At 62.7% G+C, this 19,905-nt stretch carries 12 protein-coding genes; 3 read left to right on the top strand and 9 right to left on the bottom strand.

Going from position 1 to position 19,905, the window contains the following annotated elements:
• Positions 1-2: 2 nt before the first annotated feature.
• A complete protein-coding gene (locus GE253_RS19055) occupies positions 3-2,468 on the top strand; it encodes a PAS domain S-box protein (protein WP_153205736.1) in 2,466 nt (821 codons plus the stop codon).
• A gap of 85 nt (positions 2,469-2,553) precedes the next feature.
• Positions 2,554-3,135 (top strand): glutathione peroxidase, encoded by a 582-nt coding sequence (locus GE253_RS19060; protein WP_089289592.1) that lies wholly within the window; start codon positions 2,554-2,556, stop codon positions 3,133-3,135.
• Between the two features lie 62 nt (positions 3,136-3,197).
• Here GE253_RS19060 and GE253_RS19065 read toward each other — a convergent pair whose 3' ends face one another.
• The 7 genes from GE253_RS19065 to GE253_RS19095 all read right to left on the bottom strand — a co-directional run bounded on the left by GE253_RS19065 (position 3,198) and on the right by GE253_RS19095 (position 13,994).
• Positions 3,198-3,776, bottom strand: coding sequence for a putative metalloprotease CJM1_0395 family protein (locus GE253_RS19065; RefSeq protein ID WP_153205737.1), 579 nt, complete (start codon positions 3,774-3,776; stop codon positions 3,198-3,200).
• A gap of 191 nt (positions 3,777-3,967) precedes the next feature.
• The gene (locus GE253_RS19070) at positions 3,968-7,327 is read right to left on the bottom strand and encodes a flagellar hook-basal body complex protein (protein WP_173012731.1); all 3,360 of its coding nucleotides are present in this window, start codon (positions 7,325-7,327) and stop codon (positions 3,968-3,970) included.
• 271 nt (positions 7,328-7,598) lie between these two features.
• Positions 7,599-7,886 (bottom strand): hypothetical protein, encoded by a 288-nt coding sequence (locus GE253_RS19075; RefSeq protein WP_153205739.1) that lies wholly within the window; start codon positions 7,884-7,886, stop codon positions 7,599-7,601.
• Between the two features lie 47 nt (positions 7,887-7,933).
• The gene (locus GE253_RS19080; protein WP_153205740.1) at positions 7,934-10,000 is read right to left on the bottom strand and encodes a hypothetical protein; all 2,067 of its coding nucleotides are present in this window, start codon (positions 9,998-10,000) and stop codon (positions 7,934-7,936) included.
• Entirely contained in the window at positions 9,997-11,403 is a 1,407-nt protein-coding gene (gene flgK / locus GE253_RS19085; RefSeq protein WP_153205741.1) for a flagellar hook-associated protein FlgK, read from the bottom strand. Before flgK ends, GE253_RS19080 begins: the two co-directional genes overlap by 4 nt.
• Positions 11,404-11,808: 405 nt before the next feature.
• Positions 11,809-12,171, bottom strand: a complete 363-nt coding sequence (locus GE253_RS19090; protein WP_153205742.1) for a DUF2934 domain-containing protein — start codon at positions 12,169-12,171, stop codon at positions 11,809-11,811.
• Positions 12,172-12,497: 326 nt separating this feature from the next.
• Positions 12,498-13,994 (bottom strand): class I SAM-dependent methyltransferase, encoded by a 1,497-nt coding sequence (locus tag GE253_RS19095; protein ID WP_153205743.1) that lies wholly within the window; start codon positions 13,992-13,994, stop codon positions 12,498-12,500.
• A gap of 104 nt (positions 13,995-14,098) precedes the next feature.
• Between GE253_RS19095 and GE253_RS19100 the strand changes: the two genes are divergently transcribed.
• Entirely contained in the window at positions 14,099-14,683 is a 585-nt protein-coding gene (locus tag GE253_RS19100) for a thymidine kinase (protein WP_153205744.1), read from the top strand.
• Between the two features lie 130 nt (positions 14,684-14,813).
• Here the strand turns inward: GE253_RS19100 and GE253_RS26575 are convergent, their stop codons facing one another.
• On the bottom strand, positions 14,814-17,711 hold the full coding sequence (locus GE253_RS26575; RefSeq protein WP_153205745.1) for an adenylate/guanylate cyclase domain-containing protein: 2,898 nt from the start codon (positions 17,709-17,711) through the stop codon (positions 14,814-14,816).
• A 135-nt stretch (positions 17,712-17,846) separates the two neighbouring features.
• Positions 17,847-19,844, bottom strand: a complete 1,998-nt coding sequence (locus tag GE253_RS19110; RefSeq protein ID WP_153205746.1) for a tetratricopeptide repeat protein — start codon at positions 19,842-19,844, stop codon at positions 17,847-17,849.
• Positions 19,845-19,905: the final 61 nt, after the last annotated feature.

Genomic DNA, 19,905 nt, shown 5'->3' on the forward strand with positions numbered 1-19,905 from the left:
CCATGCCGCAACAGACCGCCGCCTTCCTTGCCCGTGGCGGGGAGATCGGGGCGCTGATGCAGCGCAAGGACTGGTCGCAATCTCCCCTGGGCGCGCCAGAGGGCTGGCCCGGCGCCTTAAAAACCACGGTCGGCCTGATGCTGGCCGCCAAGGCCCAGATCGTGCTGTTCTGGGGACCGGCCTTCGTTGCGCTGTACAATGATGCCTATGCGCCCACCATCGGCCTGAAACATCCCGATGCGCTGGGGCGGCCGGCGGCTGAATATTGGTCGGAACTGTGGGACGATCTGCATCCGCTTCTGCAATCGGTGCGGGACAGTGGCGAGACCGTCTTCGCCAACGATCGGCCTTTCTATATCGAACGGCATGGCTATCCGGAGACGGTCTATTTCGACATCTCCTATTCCCCTGTCTTCGATGCCGATGGCAGCATCGGCGGCGTACTCTGCATCGTCTCGGAAACGACGGGGCGGGTGCTGGGGGAACGGCGGCTGCGGGAAAGCGAAGCGCGCTTCCGCAATATGGCCGACCATGCCCCGGTGATGATGTGGGTCACCGATCAGGAGGGGCTCTGCACCTATGTCAACCGTTCCTGGTACGAATTTACCGGCCAGGGGCAAGATGAAGGGCAGGGTCTGGGCTGGCTGGAGATGGTGCATCCGGAGGACCGGGCAGAAGCCGAACGCATCTTCGCCGCCGCCGGAGAGCGGGAGGAGCCGTTCCGACTGGAATACCGGCTGCGGCGGGCTGATGGCGTCTATCGCTGGGCCATCGACGCTGCCGCCCCGCGTTTTGCCGAAGATGGCACCTTCCTGGGCTATATCGGCTCCGTCATCGACATTGCCGACCGCTTCGAAGCGGAACAACGGGTCCGGGACAGCGAAGCGCACCTGCAGGCGCTCAGCAATTCCATTGATGATATGGTCTGGTCGGCCCGCGCCGATGGCTATCTCGATTACTATAATGACCGCTGGTACGAATTTACCGGCCTGCCGCGCGGGGCCAGTGATGGCGACGCCTGGGAAAGTGTCATTCATCCGGAGGATCAGGCGCGGACCTGGGAATGCTGGCGCAACTCGCTCGCCACCGGCGCCCCCTATCGCATCGAATACCGGATGCGGCACTGCTCGGGCCGCTATCTCTGGGCCATGGGCCGGGCGCAGCCGGTGCGGGACGGCGATGGCAGGATTGTCCGCTGGTTCGGCACCTGCACCGACATCCAGGCCATCGTGGATGCGCGCGAAGTACTGGCCCGGTCACGCGAGGAGCTGGAGCGCGAAGTGAATGAGCGCACGGCCAAGCTGCTGGAGGCGGAAAGCCGCCTGCGCCAGGCCCAGAAGATGGAGGCGGTGGGCCAGTTGACCGGCGGCATCGCCCATGATTTCAACAATATGCTGGCCGTTATCATCAGCGGCCTGACCCTGATGCAGCGCCGGCTGGCGCGCGGCGACACCAACATCGCCCCCTATATTGACGGCGCCATGGATGGGGCCCATCGGGCGGCGGCCCTGACGGAGCGGCTGCTGGCTTTCGCCCGCCAGCAGCCGCTGGCCCCACAGATCGTCGATGCCAACAGCCTGATCAATGGCATGTCGGAACTGCTGCTGCGGGCGCTCGGCGAACCGATCCGGGTGGAAATGGTGCGCGCTGCCGGCCTGTGGCGCACCCATGTCGACCCCAACCAGCTGGAAAATGCCCTGATCAACCTGGCCGTCAACGCGCGTGACGCCATGCCCGGCGGCGGGCGGCTGACGATTGAGACGGCCAATGCCTTCATCGACGATGCCTATGGCGCCGAACATGAGGTGCAGCCGGGCCAATATGTGCTGATCGCCGTGACCGACACGGGTGACGGCATGACGCCAGAGGTGCTGGCCCGCGCCTTCGACCCGTTCTTCACCACCAAGGGGGTTGGCCGCGGTACCGGGCTGGGCCTGTCACAGGTCTTCGGCTTTGTCCGCCAGTCCGGCGGCCATGTGAAAATCTATTCAGAACCGGGCCACGGCACTTGCGTCAAAGTCTATCTGCCCCGCCATTATGGCGATGCCCTGCCCTATCAGCGCCGCAGCGAGCCCAAGCCGGGACAGGTGGCCCGGCCGGGGGAGGTGGTGCTGGTGGTGGAGGATGAGGAACGGGTCCGCCGCTTCTCCGTCGAAGCCCTGCGGGAACTGGGCTATACGGTGGTGGAGGCCGCCAGCGGGCTGGAGGCGCTGTCGCTGATCGAAGCGGGCTGCCGGCCTTCCCTGATGTTCACCGATGTGGTCATGCCGGAAATGACCGGGCGCCAGCTGGCCGACAAGGCACAGACTCTGCTGCCAGGGCTGAAGGTGCTGTACACCACCGGCTATACCCGCAACGCGGTCGTCCATAATGGCGTGCTGGACCCCGGCACCCATTTTCTGCAGAAACCATTCGGGCTGGATGCGCTGGCTGCCAAAGTGCGGGAAACACTGGACGGCGACGCTTAAGCCCCTAAATAATGGTTAAACCAAGCCGCCGGTGACGGCGCGGGGTTTTGCCAACATGCACAATGCCAACCGATCAGGTGAGATCATGGAACTGGTGAGTCGTTCTTCCACCCGCCGCGCCTTCATGGGGCTTTGCGCCGGGCTGGCCCTGCTGGCGGGCTTTGGTCCCCTGGCCACCCCGGCCAAGGCCGAAAACGCCTATGACTTCACCTTCCAGGCCATCGAGGGTGGGGCGCTGCCCTTGTCCCAGTATAAGGGCAAGGCCGTGCTGGTGGTGAACACCGCCTCCATGTGCGGTTATACCCCGCAATATAAGGGGCTGGAGACCCTGTGGGAAAAGTACCGCGACAAGGGGCTGGTCGTGGTGGGCGTTCCCTCCAATGATTTTGGCGGGCAGGAACCCGGCTCCGACAAGGAGATCAAGGAGTTCTGCAACGTCAATTTCGCCATCGACTTCCCCATGACCACCAAGGAACCGGTGAAGGGTGCCCAGGCCCACCCGTTCTATAAGTGGGTGGCCGCCCAGAAGGGCGAGCCGAAATGGAACTTCCACAAGTATCTGCTGGCGCCCGACGGCACGCTGGTGGCGGCCTTCCCCTCCAAGATCGAGCCCGACAATGCCGAATTCCTGACGGCGGTGGAAAAGGCCCTGCCGAAAGCCAGCTGATCAGCCCCGCATCTCCCCGTCCTGACCGGGGCGGGGAGATGTTTCACGTGAATTGACATGTTTCACGCCGTGATATTCAGCCCCGGAGCTGCAGTCTTTGCCGGTGTCGCCGACACCGCAGCAGCCAAGCCATAGGCGGCCTGCGCCTGCCGGTTCAGTAACGGGGATGCGGGATTGGGCCGTTCCTGGTCAGCATCCCCACCGCCGTCATCCTGCTTCTTATCCCGCAGTTCATTCTGCGCCTCAGCCTTGGTGGCGTCGGCCTGCGAGGCAACAGCCCGGTCCTGCGGCGATGGGTCAGGGGGGGCCAGCGCCGCCCGCTTGACCACCTCCATCTTGGTGATGGTGGCTTCCGGGTTGTTGCGGACGGGGGAGGCGTCAATCGGCACCTCGCCAGCCGTGGCGTAACGGCGCCCATCCGGACCGGTGGTATATTCCAGTTGAATCGCCCCGGCATAGGGGCCACCGGCCGTCTTGTGCGCCTGTTCATGCTGGCGCACCTGCGCGTCGGTCTTCTGCAGCTTCTGAACCTGCTGCTGCTGTTCGTTGGACAGCGCTTTCTGTCCAGACGCGGCTGCCCCACCGCCGCCGACGCGCGGCGACGCAGCACCCAACAGAGTGGACAGGCCAGAGACAGACATATGACACGGCGCAGAGAGAAGAACCTATCGCAGCAAGATAGTTCGCTTTCCGTATTTTGGCCAGACGGGCCCTGGCATGGCGCCCTCGCCGACTGATGCTTGTATGCCATAAACGCGAAATCCCGGCCCCTTGCGGGGCCGGGATCGACACGCCATGCACCTGGGGTAAGGGGCCGGTGCCGCCCGCTGGATCAGCGTTTCAAGTTGATCGTCTCCGTCAGCATTTCGTCGGTGGTGGTGATGACGCGGGTATTGGCCGTATAGGAACGCTGAGCGACGATCAGCTTGGTGAATTCCTGCGCGATATCCACGTTGGAGCCTTCAATGCTGCTGGCCGCGATGGTGCCGGAGCCATTCTGGCCCGTATCGTTGAACCGCGCCCGACCGCTCTCTGCCGATTCCGTGAACACGCCACCGCTTTCCCGGCCCAGGGCATTGGGATTGTTGAACAGGACCAGCGGCACCTGGGCAATGATGCGGCGGCGACCATTGTCGTAATTGGCAACCACATCACCATTTTCCCGCACTTCCACATCCTTGAAGGTACCCTGCGGGCTGCCATCCTGAAGCTGGGAAATGACGTTGATCTGACTGCCGTTAAACTCGGTCAGGCCCGTGGCCTCACCGAAGGTGCCGACATCCAGGGTGATGGTCTGTGGCCCGTTGCCATAATCCACGTCGAAGGAAACCTGTGCCGGTTGCCCGGCCGCCGTCACCGCCGTTACGCGGGCATTACCTTCACCGACATTGGCGGAAGACAGGCTGGACAGCGTACCCGTCTTGACCTGTTCCCCACTGGGCAAGGTGCCGCCGAAGTTCAAGGTGACGTGGGCCGGCGTCGAGCCCAGGGTGGAATTAGGCTCTGCCAGGAAAGCCAGCCCATCTTCATTCCCCGTCATGGTCAAAACGCCGCCAACCGCCGTCGCCCGCACCGGGATGCCGGGCTCCTTATTGACCGCAGCCGCCAGATTGGTGGCGATTTCATCCAGCGAAACCTCCTTCCCGGTCGTGGTGTAGGGGATGGTCTTGCTGAAGCTGGGGAAGGTCTTCTGGGTGCCATCCAGCTTGATGCTGGCATCCTTGGCCGTCAACACAATACCGGTCGTATCGCCATTATCATTGGTGATGGCCGTGGCGCTGACTGGCGATCCGAAATCATTATTCACCTTGGTGATGAGGCCATCCATCACGCTCTTAAGATCGGGGAAATCCCCGATATTCTGTTCCGTGATCTGTGTCGAATAGGTGGTGCCATTCATGGTAACGGCATAGACGTTACCCAGAACCGGCGTTGCCGTGGCGCTGGAGAAATCGAACTTTTGCGATGTCGGATCGGTGACCATCGCGTCGGTATCGGTGACATTGAATGGCTTGTTGGCACCGGTAACGGGATCGACGGCCGCGCCGGTCAGCTGGAGCTTATTGCCCACCACAGCAACGGTGACATCCGTGCTGGTGATCTGGGGCAGGAAGTACGTGTTCAACGCATCCGTCATCGTCGGCGGTTGCGGCAATCCGTCAATCTCAGCTTGCGTCAGGGGGCCATAGGTCGCCAGCGAACCATTGACGGTAAGGCTGAAAATATCCCCCACCGCCGGGGCGCGATCAGGATAGCTAAGTTCCGTCACCTGGGCCTTGGTTGCGGTTGCCTGGACGGTGGTGGTGCCACGCTGCGCCGTCGGTTCGGCCTGGATGGGGCTGGGGCTGCGCAATGTCACGGAATAGACGGCCCCGACATCACCCGGAACGCCCGAGATGGAAATGCGCTGGGTCTGACGCCCCCCGCCGACATTCCCCTGCAGGGAGCTGACGAAGGTTGTATTGTCGGCGGCAGCTGCATTGGTGACCGACGGCTGCATCAGCTTGTCACGCGCCGTGACATTGAAACCGGTACCGGGCGTGGCGGCCGTCAGCACCAGCCGATTACCGGTGACAGTAGCCGTGAAGTTTGAGCTGCTGATGGTGGGGAGCAGGAAAGTCGACAGCGCATCCGACATCGTTGGCGGCTGTGGCAGTGGGCTGGTGGCAGGGTCGAGATCCGTTGCTGTCAACTCGTATGAATAGGTCTGCCCATCAACGGTCAGGCTCAACTTATCGCCCGCCACCGGCGCACGGTCGGGATATGAGAGCTGAGTAACCTGCTGCACGCCGGCATTGTTGGGCGTAATCGTCTCGCCCACCTGATCGCCTACACTGAAACTGTCACCAGCACTGGTGCTGCGCAACGCCAGGGCATTACCCGAAACCGAGGCCACCACTTTTTCGCCAGCCGAATTGGCGTTGATCTGGGAGGCCAGCGCCTGGACGACACCGTTCAGATCCTTCAGCTGGCCGACATTGGCCGCCGTCACTTCCACCTTATAGATCTTGTTGGTCGTGTTATCGACATTGACGGTGAAGACGTCCCCGATATCGATGGAGCTACCGGCGAAGGTTAACACGCTCTGCTGCGGCTGGGTCGCGGTGGCGGCCGTGGTAACGGGGCTGTTCACCGTGTTTGCGGTGGGGGCCCCGTTGGTCACTTTGGTGGCCAGGGTGAAACCGGTACCGGCATTGGCAGCCGTCAGACGCAGGCGACCACCGCTGACAACGGCGTTGACGCCTGCAGGCGGTACGGAGGCGTTAATCTTGTCGGCCAGCGACTGGGCAACACCGGTCAGGTTCGACAGTTGGGAAGCGTTGGTCGGGGTAATCGTTTCGGTAAAATCCGCCCCGTTCACGGTGACTTTGTAGGTATCACCGATCTTGAAAGCGCCATCACCTTTGGGGGAGGTGAACTGCACCTCGTCGATCTGTTGGCGGGCCTCGGCACCCTGCGTCAGGCTGGTGGAGGCGGCATTGACCGGGAAGCCGGTCAGGTTGCCGGACAGGGGCAGCTTACCGGTCGCACCCGGCGTGTCAATGGACAGGCGCCAGGAACCAGCGGACTGGCCGGGGCGCCACCCCAGGGTGATGTCGCGCGGCGTGCCGGTCGCGTCATAGATCTGAATGGTGGTCGGCTGGATCGGCGTGCCGGCCTGGGGTTCTTTCGGCAGGTTGGCCTTCAGCGTGATATTCTTGGTCGGCACCGGGCTGTCGATATCCGCCGTCACCTGAATGGGCGAAGCCGTCGTGGTGAAGGAATTGCTCGCCTCACTATAGATATAACCGTTCAGCGCATAGCCGGAACGATTGACCAGCGTGCGATTATCATTCAGTTCAAAGCTGCCGTCACGGGTATAGAAGCGCTCCTGCGTCGGCGTCGCAACGCCATTGACTTCCGTCAGGCGGCTGACGCTGAAGAAGCCCTGACCACGCACCGCCAGATTGGTGGTGCGATCCACCGTGGAGATGTTGCCGGCCACGCTGTTGGCGTAGGACGGACGCGCGACCACACCACCGGGACTATGGGTGCGCGCATTGGATTGCAGCACCAGATTGGTAAAGGCGGTATCGACCCGCTTGTACCCGGTGGTCTGCGAATTGGCGATATTGTCGGAGATGTGGCCAAGCGAAGCGGCTTGAGCCTGCAAACCGGCAATACCAGTGGTCAAGGAGCCGAAGATGCTCATGGGAGAACTCCCGTTGGAATAATGGCGTGTCGGGAAGACTAAAGCAAATGTGATGCCAACCGACGACGAGAGACAATTGGCTGATTTAAAAGGATTTTCTGTATCACCCCACCCGGCACGCTCTGCCGCTACCCGGTGCCCGGCGGTTTTTGCCGATCGGCTCCGTGCCGGATTTGCCGATCCCTCGGCAAGACCCCAAGCAAAAGGGCCGGTCCCCTTGGGGAACCGGCCCTTTGAAACTCTCCCCCCAACCGGGGGCGCTGCGGCAAGATCAGTTGGGGCGCGGGATGGAGAACATGCCGGAACGGATATCGCTGGCCAGCCCATCCAGGAAGCCGGCCGTGGTTTCCGTGCCATGTTTGGCGAGCAGGCCGTAAATGGCGGCCGTCACCGACATGGTGCCGATCATGTCATAGGGCGCACCTTCGTGGATGGCGTTCAGCCAGAAGGCATTGAACTGATCGAACAGGCGGGTGCGCACCACCTCGTCCTGGGCCGGCATCCCGGCGGCCTCGGGAGCGGAAATGGTGAACTGGGAGGATTCAGTGAAGGCGTTCATGTCGGTTCTCCTTTTGCTTGAAACAGGTTTGAAGGGATGGAACAGGATCAGGACAGGAAATTCACCAGTGACAGGGAGGCGGTGCGCCCGGTCACGGCGTAGGAAGTTTGCTGACGACCAAGGGCCGCTTGCAATTTTACGGCCACTTCATTTTCGTCCACACCCTCGATCTGGGCCATTTCGTTTGTGGCTTTGGCCATGGCGGTGGTGTGGCGGGTCTGGGCATTCTCCATCGTGGTGGCTGCATTGACCACACGAGCAGAGACACCTTTCAGTTCGTTCTGGGCAGCGATGGCCAGATCGCGGCCCTCACTCATGATTTCGCTGTAGCGGCCGGGCTGCGCCACGGCCTGGGTCAGCCGGCGCAGGCTGCTGACCAGTTTCTGGATGGCGGGATCATTGCTGCTGACCCCGTAGGTTACCGGCAGCCCCTCATCCACCGTCATGCGTGCCTGGTCATAGGCAGCGCTGTTATCGGTTTGCTGGGTGAACTCAGTATCATAGAAGGGCAGCTTGGGCGGGGCCGCCAGGTCGGCAAAAACATCCTGGTTGGCCAGCGGCGGAATTTCATTGGTGACCAGCCGCGCACTGTTGCCAGCATTGTTGATGCTGGCCGTGGTCTGGAACTGGCTGTTATTGACCTTGGCTGTCAGGATGATGTTGGTATCGTCCGCCGGATCAATACTGGCCGTTACGGTGGTGGCTGGATCAGCATTGATCTGCGCCGTCAGCTTCTGTGCCACCCAGTTCGACATGGAGCTGGGGGCGGTGAAACCTGCGGGCACCGGCGCATTGCCGTTCAGGATGTCGGTGTCGGCCGGGCTGATGGCATATGAGTATTTTGTCGGGCCGGCAACAATGACCTTCGGCGGTGCATTTTCATTCTGCACAATGGTACGGGCACCGATGGAAACGTTGAACACGTCGCCAACATCAGCCTCGTCACCATGCAGCTTCACATGATCAATCTGCGTCTGGGTTTCACTGGCTGTCTGGATCGTGTAGGGCGCCTGGCCGGGGTCAAGGGCACCTGGCGCCGGCTCTATGGTATTGTTATGGGTACCATTATCATAGACGGCTGAGGACATGGTGAATTTATCAGCAACATCCTTGGCCGTCGCGGTAACAATGCCATTGCTGACCGACAAGGTGACATTGAAGGGCGGTTGCACCGCCTTCATCTGGTCAACAAGGCCGGTGCCATCGCCATTGGTCAGCACCTCATCCAGCGATTTTTCCTTGCCCGTGGTCGTATAGGTGAAGCGCTGACCATTCAGCGTCATCTCAAACACCTCGCCAGGATCTCCGCGAGCACCCACCAGGGTAGTGCTCATGATCTGCTTGGCAGAGATGATGTCACCCACCGGTTTGGTGGAAAGACGCGATCCGGCGAAAATGTACCGGTCACCCACCTTCTCATTCAGCATGGACTGCAGTTCAGTCGTCATGCCCTTGATCAGCGACTTGGTGGAAGCAAGATCAGGCCAGGTGACATCAAAGGTGGAGGTACCGCCGCCGGCCAGTTCCTCGAAATTCAACTTGATCACGGCACCTTCGCCAGGACCGCCATTGATGATGAAGCGGTCGGCATCCACCTGGGGTGGCACCTGTTTCAGGTTGACCGTATTGGTGGATTTGCCGCCCAGCCCGTCGGTGACCGTCACATCGAAGCTGCCGGCGGGACCGGTGCTGCTGGGCACAGCGGAAACCGTATAGGTCGCCTCTGCCTTGAAGCTGGAATTGATCTGGTCGATCGTCACCTTCATGCTTTCGGCATTGGAATTGATGACGGAGCTGACACGCACCGCGCCCGGCCCCTGCGGCAGGCGGCTGACATTGCTCAGTTCCGATGCCATCTTCACCATCCGCTCCATGATGGTGTTGTAGGATTTCACCCGCGTCATCGACTGGTCGATGGTGTTCGTATAGGCCTGACGCTTGGCATAATCGGCGCGCAGGTCCAGCAACCGCTGCGTCTGCGTGCCATAGGCGGACACATCGACCGATTTTTTGAGCGTGTTGAGCTGTGACGACAGGTCATCAATCTGCCGCTGCCCATTGGTGAGTCCCCCCAGCGTCGAGAGGTAGCTGCCATAGCTGCTGATCCGTGTCATCTGACGATGCCCTCGATAGCGTCCAGCATATTGTTAACCGTCTGCATGACGCGGGCGGCGGCGGAGTAATTGCGCTGAAGCACCTGCAACATGGCGATCTCCTCGTCCATGTTGACGCCGGTATTGTTCTTGTACCGGCTGTCCAGCTGCGATTTGAAATCGGTGGCGATTGTCGCCTGTTCATGCGTCACCTTGGCATTGGTGCTCCAGGAACCAATGACGGTGGAAACCATGGAGGAGTAGCTGACGCTGGTGATGCGCAACCCATCGGCGTTAAGGGAACGGCCGGATGCAGACAAGGACTGTGTCACCCCGGTGATGGCGCTCTGCTTGATCTGCTTCTCCCCGGACAATAAAGCCGGATTGAGCTGGATATCGCCCGCCCCATTGCCGACGAAGAAGCGGTTGGCTTGTTCATGGTCCAAGGCGGGGCTGGCCTGATTATAAGCGTCGGCAAAACTGGTGGGTTCCCCCGGCTTGGTGGAACCCAGAAAGGCCTCGCCCAAACCCTGAAGCTGGGAATTCAGCTTGCGGATGATCTCTGCCCCAGGCTGGGTGCTGGCCGGCTGCGGCGGTATAGCGGTGGAACCGTCGGCAGACATTTGCAGCAAGGCACCCAGCTTGCCGTCATTGATCTGGTCATTCAGCGCCCGGTCGCTGCCGGAAGACCGCAGCATCCCATTAGAATAGCTGAACTTCACCGGTGCAGCATCCAGCAGCGAGACACCGGAAGAAGTGAAGATGGAAAGCTTGCCATCCCCCCGCTCCACCGTGCGGACGCTCATCAGGCTGGATACTTCGCGGATAAGCTGGTCGCGCTTATCCTCCAGATTCATCGTCGACTCGCCAGCACCCTTGCTGGCCAGGATATCGTCGTTCAGCTTGTCGATCGTGGTCAGGGCGGTGTTCAGCTGGTCAACGGAGCCTTGGATATCCGTATCGATCTCGCGTTTCAGATCACCGACACCCAGGGTCAGCCGCCGCAGTTCGCGGGCGACGTCATCGCCATAGGTCACGATCTGGCCTTGCGCCACCGTGCTTTCCGGCGTGGCTTCCAGCTCCATCCAGGCCGCCTGGAATTTCTGCATGGAATCCGTCAGCGGCGGCGTACCCGCCGTGGTGCCCAGCAGGTCCGTCACCTTGCGCATATAGCTGGACAGGGTGCTGGCGTTGGACTCCTCTGAAATTGTCTGCTGCAACTGTACCCGCAGCGCCACATCCACCTCACGCCGGTACTGCGCCACCATCGGGTTGCCACTGGCATCGATGGTCCGCTCCAGCACATGGCGGGAACGGTTGGGATCGTCAGCACTGGCCACGTTCTCGGCAACGACCGACAGCTGCCCCTGGATCATGCGCAGGTTGCTGGCGGTGTTGTTGAGAACGCCGAAAAGGCTGGTCATCGTCCCTATCCCTTGATGGCGGCCCGACCGGGCAGCGACAGACCCCGGATGGATCGGTCACCAGCCCTCAATGCAATGAACGGGCCAAGAGCAGGGGGAAACTTAAGTTATTGATTTAAATATTAAAAAAACATACGGAAGAATCCCATCGGCAATTTCTTCCCGGTGGAAAAGCCGGAAACGGCAAGCTTGGCCGGGCCAGCGGATCAGTCGATCAGTCGATCAGGTTATATAAAGAAAAATCCGCCCGGGATGCGGGCGGATGATCACAGTTCTGCCAAGGGGGGGTGTTGACACGCCCCCTGGCAGTTTCTTTTTCCTTCAGATTTCTCGCGGCAGCACCATCATGGCCGACGCGCCCACAGCGGCGGAGCCGCATCGCACCAGGGCGACAGGCCCTTACCGTCAGGCAGTATGAACCGCGGCGGACAGCAATGACAGGCGGCTGCGGACAATTTGTTCGGCCACCAGCCAATGTTCCATATCCTTGCCCTCTGGTCGGCCTTCACCTAGCCAGAGCAGATAGGCCTCGTACGCGACCTGTTCGGTAGTGGGCTGAACAGAAGCCGGATCAGCGGCGGCGGCGACAGGAGCCACCGGCTTCTTCGTCTTGCCGGTCGAGGCTTTTGTAGCCGCTTCCGCCGGTGCCTTGGCCTTCGGCGCTCGCGGCTTCCGGGGCGACGCCGGCTGCGGCATCACCGGGTCGGCGGGGGTGGTTTCGACAAGGGTGGCGACAGTGATTTCGGCATTCTTGGGCTTACGCGGCATAGGTCCAGATCTCCATGCAAAGCGGTACGCGAAGCAACGGGGGGGAACGCGCGAATGATGCGGCAGACAAAAAGTTTGGCGAATTTATTGCACCGCACCACTAGTGGAATTTACCACTGTCCGCCGGCTCTCCATAGAGATGTTTTCAATGGATCGGAAACAGCGCCTGGCGTGACAACCATCGCACCGCACATGCGGTATTGCCAGGTTGCAGATGCAGCAGCAGCAGTTGAAGAATACAACAGGCGGGGAGCGTTTTGCCCGTCAGTGGAATAACGCGCCGGGTCTTTCTGCTGTGTCCAGCCCCTTGCTGGAGGTCGCCTGCTTTACGGCTGCACCGCACCAAGGCTGCACAGCAGCGGCAGCCGGCGCTGGCGGAAACGCTGCCAGCGTTCCTCCAGTTCCACGAGATTCTGTTTGGGTGTTTCCAAAAGGCGTCCATCGCGCAGCAGCCGCTGCCCCACCGCGGCCAGGGCCGCCCAGGCGGCCTCCGGGGGGGAGGCTGCCTGCTGGTGCAGGGCCTGCAGGAAAAGCTGTTCCACCCGATCGACCGCGATGGCGCCGCCGGTGACCGGGCAGGCCAGCGCCTGCAGCCGGTCAAGCTGCAAGGCCTGGTGCAGGATCACCGCGTTGAGCCGTTGCGCCGTCATTGCCCTTGCCGACAGCCCCGCAGGCGGCAAGGCCGGAGTCAGCAAGTCCAGGGCCGTCAGCAGGCCCAGCGCCCCCGGCACTGCCGTGCCGTGGCGGGCCTGCAGCACCGACAGCGGCAGCGGTCCCGCCTGCAGGCTGGCCAGAATGTCATGCGACAATTCCCAATCCGGCTCCACCACGCTGCCACCGGGCAGGGTGGCACGGCGTGGCAGATCCCGTGGATGGCCCAGCGCTGCCCAGCAGGGATCAGGGTCAGGCGTTGCCGCAGTTCCCCCGGCGCGGCGGAACAGGTCGCGGCGGAAAGGCCGGTTGGTCAGATAATCACGCAGCAGCTCCGCAAACACGGGATCATCACCCCCCGGCCCCGCCGCCGCCGCGATGGCGGGTGCCTGCAGCGCCGCCTCCCACCGGTCAGACGCCCGGCGCTGTCCGGCGAAATGCACCCCAATGGCCGCCAGATCGGCAGCAATATCAGCGAAATAGACCGGCTCCCAACTCTCATTGAAATACTCATGCGCCAGATATTGGGCGGGGCGACCCTGCAACTGGGCCAGACGGGGGGAAAGTGTGGGGTTGATACGGAAATATTCCGCCCCCTGCCCTTCCAGCCGCCCGGCCAGATCCAGGGCGGCGGCGATGCGGGCGGGAAGGCTGCCATCCTCCCGCCTTGCCTGCTCCAGCATCAGCCGGCGCAGCGGCAGATATTGTGCCCAGCCCGGCAGCACATTGTAGCCGATATAGACCAGCCCACCCGGCTTCAGCCTGGCATCAATGAAGCGCACCACATCCGCCCGTGCCACTGGCCCCACCCAGGACCAGACGCCATGCAGGGCGATGATGTCGAAGGCAGGTAGATATTCGTGCAGATACTCACGAAACCCCGCCCCACTGACCGTCAGGTTGGTCAACCCCGCCGCGTCGGCCAGTCCCCGGACATGGGCCACATGGTCGGGGTTGAAATCATTGCCCCAGAAGCGGGCCTGCGGATTGGCCGCCGCCATCAGGGCCAGACTGAACCCCTGGCCGAAGCCCAGTTCACAATAATCAAAGGGCTGGTCTGGGCGGATCGGGGCATCGGGCAGGGCCGCCGCCATCTCCCATGGCAACAGTTCCACGTGGAACCCATGAGTGTAGCCGATCTCTGTTACATAACCTTCAGTCCAGCCCTGCATCTCGCCATATCCAGAATCGCATCTTTCACTTTTAATGGCACGCTTTGGCGATCTCGCCTATAGATCGCCGCCTCTGGAAATGCGGGTTCGGAAAGGCTTGGCGGATGCGATACGGGAAGCTGGAGGTGATCTGCGGACCGATGTTCTCCGGCAAATCGACGGAGATATTGAAGCGAGCCATCTGGTACACGCACGGTACCGGCTCCCATATCATGCTGCTGAAGCCGGCCTTTGATGTGCGCTATGGGCAGGACCGGGTGGTGAACCATGATGGCATCGGCTTTGACGCCATGCCCATCACCCGGATGCCACCCGTTCCCGACAATATCGCCGCCGTCTTCATCGATGAAGTGCAGTTCTGCACCGACCCGCATTACCAGGGCGATCTGGTGGAGGATGTGCGCAGCCTGCTGGCGCGCGGCATTGATGTGGCCGTGGCGGGGCTGGATATGGACTGGCGGGGCCGCGCCTTTCCCCTGACCGCAACCCTGGCCGCCATGGCCGACGGCATCCAGAAACTGCGCGCCCGTTGCGCCGTCTGCGGCCATGACGCGCATAAGAGCTTCAAGAAGCACAGCAATGATCGCACCGTCGAACTGGGTCAGGCCGACCTGTACGAGCCTCGCTGCAACCTGCATTGGCACGACCACAGCACCCGGCCGGGAACGGCGTTGAGCTTGGATTTGTGAGGGGCCGTCGGGAAATTCAGCGTGCTGCCCCTGCCGGCAAAAGCCATGGGCATGACCCTTGGCACACCCCGGCAACCGGAAATCCGGGCTTGATCAGAAGGGTTCGGGCCTTCTGCTGTCATTGGGGTGGTTATGTCACTTCGCCCAGCAAACGACTCAGCAGGCCGTAGCCATAACGCTGGACAGTGGCTTCCAGCCGCAACTGTTCCTGTTCAGCATCCCGTCGCAACCCCATGCGGTTCAGGCCACGGATACGGCAGAATTTAGCCAGCGATGCATGGAGGACGGCCCCACGCTCTGCGGCACTGCGCTCCGCCTGATCAATCTCGGCCAGCCCATCAATGCTCCGCCCCAGTTCAATCAAGGCCAGGCCGCGCCTGGCATGGAGCACATCATCCAAAAGCGGTGAGGCGGCAGCGGCGGAGATGGACAGGGCGTCGTTGCAAAGGGCCAGCAACTCAGGATAGCGCCCCTGCCTTTGCAAAATCTCCCCCGCATAGACGCGCACATAGATGCGGTTGAACGGATAGGTTCCGGCATCCGCCAACTGCAACGCCTGTTGCAGCTCCGCTGTCGGATCCTGTCCTTGATGGACCAGACAGCGGGCCCGCATGATGGCGATCAGCATCGCGCCATCCACCATCATGAAACGGCCCGGATGATGGCCCTGCCAGGCATCCGCACGGTCGGCGAAATCCAGCAGGGTCTGCGCCTGTTCCAGATTGCCGGCTTCGATATGGCAGCAGGCCGCCAGGATCTGCACCTCCGGATGGGCGCGGGCAGCCTGTCCGCCGCCTGACAGCAGCAAGGCCCGGTCGGCCAGGACCAGGGCATGGCGCAGCCCCCCATAAACCCATTCGTAGCTGACCTGCTGCACCAGCCCGGCAAGCGCCCGGCCCTCATCCCCGGCCTGATGGGCCAGTTCCACCGCGCGTTCCAATTCCGCCATGGCGCGGTCACGATCCCCCGCCGGCATGGCCGCCCGGGCCAGGATCAGCCGCAGATCAATCCCGGTTCGGGCGGCCTCTACATCCTGTGGCAGTTGGTCATTGGCCCGCACGGCCAGGGCAAACAGCGATACGGCCTCCGCCGCCAGCGAGCGTTGCAATGCCTCCTGCCCGGCCGCCCGGCCGGCCTGCACCGCCACCGGCCAAAGCTTGGCATGGTCGGCATGGCGCGCCTGGGCGGCAAGCCGGCCCGGCAATTGCGCAAAAACGCCGCCATCCAGCAATGCGGCCACCCGCCCATGCAGGCGCTGCCGCTCCCGCCGGGTGATACCTTCATAAACCGCCTCATGCATGAGCGCATGATGGAAACTATATTCCAGGCGCGGCAGCAGGCGTGTTTCATCAATCAGCCCGGCATCAGACAGGCCGGCCAGGGGCAGGCTGGGCACCGTGCATCCGGTGAGGGCGGAGAGCAGACCGACATCAAAGGTGGGGCCGATGACGGCCGCTGCCCGCAGCACATCACGCGCGTCGGGTGCCAGCCGGTCGGTACGGGCGGCCAGCAGGGCCTGCACCGTATTCGGCAGACGGCGCGCCGTGGGTATGCCCGGTTTCATACCACCGACAGGACCAGCCAGCGCATCCTGATCCACCAGAACCCGCACACATTCAATCAGGAAAAAGGGATTGCCCTGAGCCCGGCGCTGCAACTCCTCCTTGATCGGCTCCAGCGCCGGATCACGCCCCATGTAGCTGTCCAGCAATGCCTGGGCATCAGCGGCATTCAGAGGCGCCAGGATATGACCCTGGATCTCCCCCGCCTCCGTCAGCATTTCCGGTGGACGGACATTGCGGCTGCTGCCCAGAACCAGGATTGGTTCCCCGGCACAACGCCGAAGCAGCGCGCTCAGCACCGCCAGCAACTCACTCCCTGCCCAGTGTAAATCCTCTACCACCAGCAAGATGGGGCGTCGGCGCGCCGCCAGCACCGCCAGTTCCGCCACCGCGCGGGCGGCCGTGGATAAACGCTCCGCCGCAGCCGCTGCAGACGCGCCGCCGGACTGGGGGTGCAGCAAAGTGGCCAGCGCCTCCGCCAGCGGGCGCGACACACCGGCCGCCACGATGGTCGCCAGACTGTCCGCCATCTCGGGAGCAACAGGACGATCCAGCAACTCCCCCACCAGTTCCTGCAGCAATTGGGGGGCGCCCACCGGCTCAATGGCGGAAATTGACCATTCGATGACCCGAGCGCCGCGCCACCGCGCCTCCGCCGCCAGCAGCGACAACAGACGGGACTTGCCCAGCCCAGCTTCCCCGCTGACGATATGCATGAGGGGAACGGGTTTGGCTGGCGGCGTCTGGGCACCACCGGACAGCGCCGACAAAGCGATGGACAGGGTACGCCGCAGCCCCTCCCGCCCCACCATGGGCAGTTGCTGGCCACGATGCAGGCGACGGCGGCGCACGCCCAGCAATTCGAAGGTGCCGATCTTGTCCAGGGCCGTCAGCGACAATGTATCGCCCGCCCGCATATCCATCCAGTCGGCGGCCAGGGCGGCCGTGCTGTCGGACAGCCTTACCCTGTTGGGCAGGGCCGCCTGCTGCAATTTGGCAGCAGCATGAACGGCGCGGCCTACAGCGGGCGATCCGTTCTGGTGACGCAGGGCGCTGCCATCCCAGACGATCTCCCCGGAGCAGAGGCCGACACGCACAGCGCAGGCCTGGCTGCGCGCGATCTCCCGTACGATGGCGTCAGCGGCGGCACAGGCCCGTACCGCATGGTTTTCCTGTGCCGCCGGCGCGCCGAACACGGCATAGACGCCATCACCCAGCCGCTGGCAGACCGTGCCGCCATAACGCTGGATGTGCCGCACCATCACATCAATCACCCCTTTCAGAAGATCGCGCGCATCTTCCGGATCGCTGGGGGCAATCCACTGAGTGGAATTGACGATGTCACAGAAAAAAATAGTCGCCGTGCGGCGGTCAACCTCCTCCACCGCGCCAAGATCAGCGCGCTGCGCCACCGGCGCGATGAGGCCGAACTGCAAGCCTGCTGCCGACACGTCGTCCACCTTCACGCATTCAAACCGGCTTCAGCTTAACACTCGCTAATCCGAAGAGCGATCCGTCCGCCTTATTACAAAAGTATAGGTGTGCAGGATAGCACCACCAACAGTCGTTGCAATAGCCGCCTTGACCACCGATCAGGTTGGTTATGACCGCAGTCGCTGCAACATATTATAGGCACTGCGCATAGCATGTTCCAGATTTCCCGCTGGCGCCGGCAGCAATTTCTGGGAAGCAAACCAGGGGCGAACGGCCGTTCCCAGCCGCGACCAGTCACCAATCCCGCCGGTCCGCCAGACCGGCACACCCAGCGCTCCAGCCATTTCACCAATTGCAGTTGGGGCGGTGATCACCAGATCCAGGTTGGCAATCAGCGCCGCCACCCCCTCCAGATCGTCGGTCAAATCCAGCCCGGGAGCCTGGTGCAGGCGCGCACCCGCCTGACATTCCAACAGCCCGATCTCCTCCGGCAGGGCACCATATTGCAGGTTGATCGGTATTACGCCGGGCTCCGCCAGCAGGGGCGCCCACCAGTCGAGGGCGCCATAGCTGGCCAGCCGCCGGTGCGTCATCAGCCGCGACCGCCAGCACAATCCGACCCGTAACCCGGTCCCCAGACTATTCAACCAATCGCGCATCACAGCAGTGCGGCGACGGTCCGGCACCAGATAGGGGCTGCCCTGATAAGCGGAAAGCGCCTCCCCGGCCAACAGGGCGGGCAGCGTGCCGGCCGGGCAGTGCCGTTGCGCCTGGGGCTGTTCCGGCGGACTGCCCGGCGGCGGCAATGGCGGCTCCGGCCGAACTGTCAGCGTGGGGAAACTGCGGGTGAACAAGCCCAGCAGCCGTTTGTCACATTCGATGATCAACTGGCCAACGCGCGCGGCGGCGGCGTGATAAAAGCTGGCGAACATCAACTCGTCCCCCAGCCCCTGCTCCCGCCAAAGCAGCAAGCTGCCCTCCGGCAACGTTTCCCCCTGCCAGGCTGGAACGGTAAAGGTCCGCTGTGGCCGCGCCTCACCAGCCGCAAAACGGCTTTCATAATCTGCGCCGCCTTTTCCCAGGTGCCCCTGCTCCAGCAACAGCAGCGCCCGGCTCATCCTGGCATTGGCCAGATCGGGGTCCAATGCCAGTGCCCGATCCAGATCGGCCATGGCACTTCCCACCTGCCGACGCTGGAGTCGGCACAGGGCCAGATTGCCCCAGGCCTCCGCATGGGAGGCATCCAGGGAAAGGGCACGCGACAGCACCGCTTCGGCTTCATCAAGCTGGCCCAGCACTTCCAGTGCGGTCCCCAGATTGGCCATACCGCCGGCATGGCCGGGGGCCAGGGCCAACCCGGCCCGGTAGGCCCGAACCGCCTCAAGCGGCCGATCCAGCGCCTGCAGGGCCACGCCCTGGGAAATATGGGCTTCTGCGTGCTGCGGATTGGCCGCAACGGCCTGCCGATGACAATCCAGCGCGCCTTCAAGGTCTCCCAGACGAACCAGCATATTGCCCAGATTGGTCAAGGTTTCCCCATGGCCGGGGCGCAAAAGCAGCGATTGCCGATAAGCATTGGCCGCCGCCGTCCATTGTTGCCGGACCGCAAAGATGCCACCCAGATTGTTCCATGCCTGAGCATGGCCGGGGTCAAGGGCCAGCACGGCCCTGAATTCAGCAACAGCCCCCTCCAGATCCCCCACGGCAACACAGCTATTGGCCAGATTGAAATGCGTGCCGACATGGGATGGGCGCCCCAGCAAAGCGCGGCGATATGCCTCAACCGCCTCGCGGTGGGCGCCCAGATCGGCGAGCGCATTGCCCAGATTGAAATGGAATGAAGGCTGATCCGGCTTCAGCGTCAGCGCACGGCGATGGGCCTCGGCGGCGGCCGCCGGCTGACCGGCCGCACGCAGCGCACTGCCCAGGTTATCCGCCATATCGGCCGCTGTCGGGGAAGAGGCCACCGCCTTTTGCAGCAAAGGAACCGCCTGCCCGGCACTCCCCAACTGCAACAAGGCGACACCCAGCAGGTTGAGCAGCGGCCCATGATCCGGCCGCTGGCGCATGAGAGTCTTATACAGGGGCACCGCTGCTGATAAGTCACCAGCCTGATGCAGCCGCAATGCCTCGCGCAGCCGGGCATCAAAGACGGTCTTGTTCATGAAATCTTATCCAATTTCCGACATGATGCACTCGGCATCGGCAGGACGGGCCGGCGCTGAA

This window comes from Niveispirillum sp. SYP-B3756 (assembly GCF_009495745.1).
In the GTDB taxonomy this organism is placed as follows: domain Bacteria; phylum Pseudomonadota; class Alphaproteobacteria; order Azospirillales; family Azospirillaceae; genus Niveispirillum.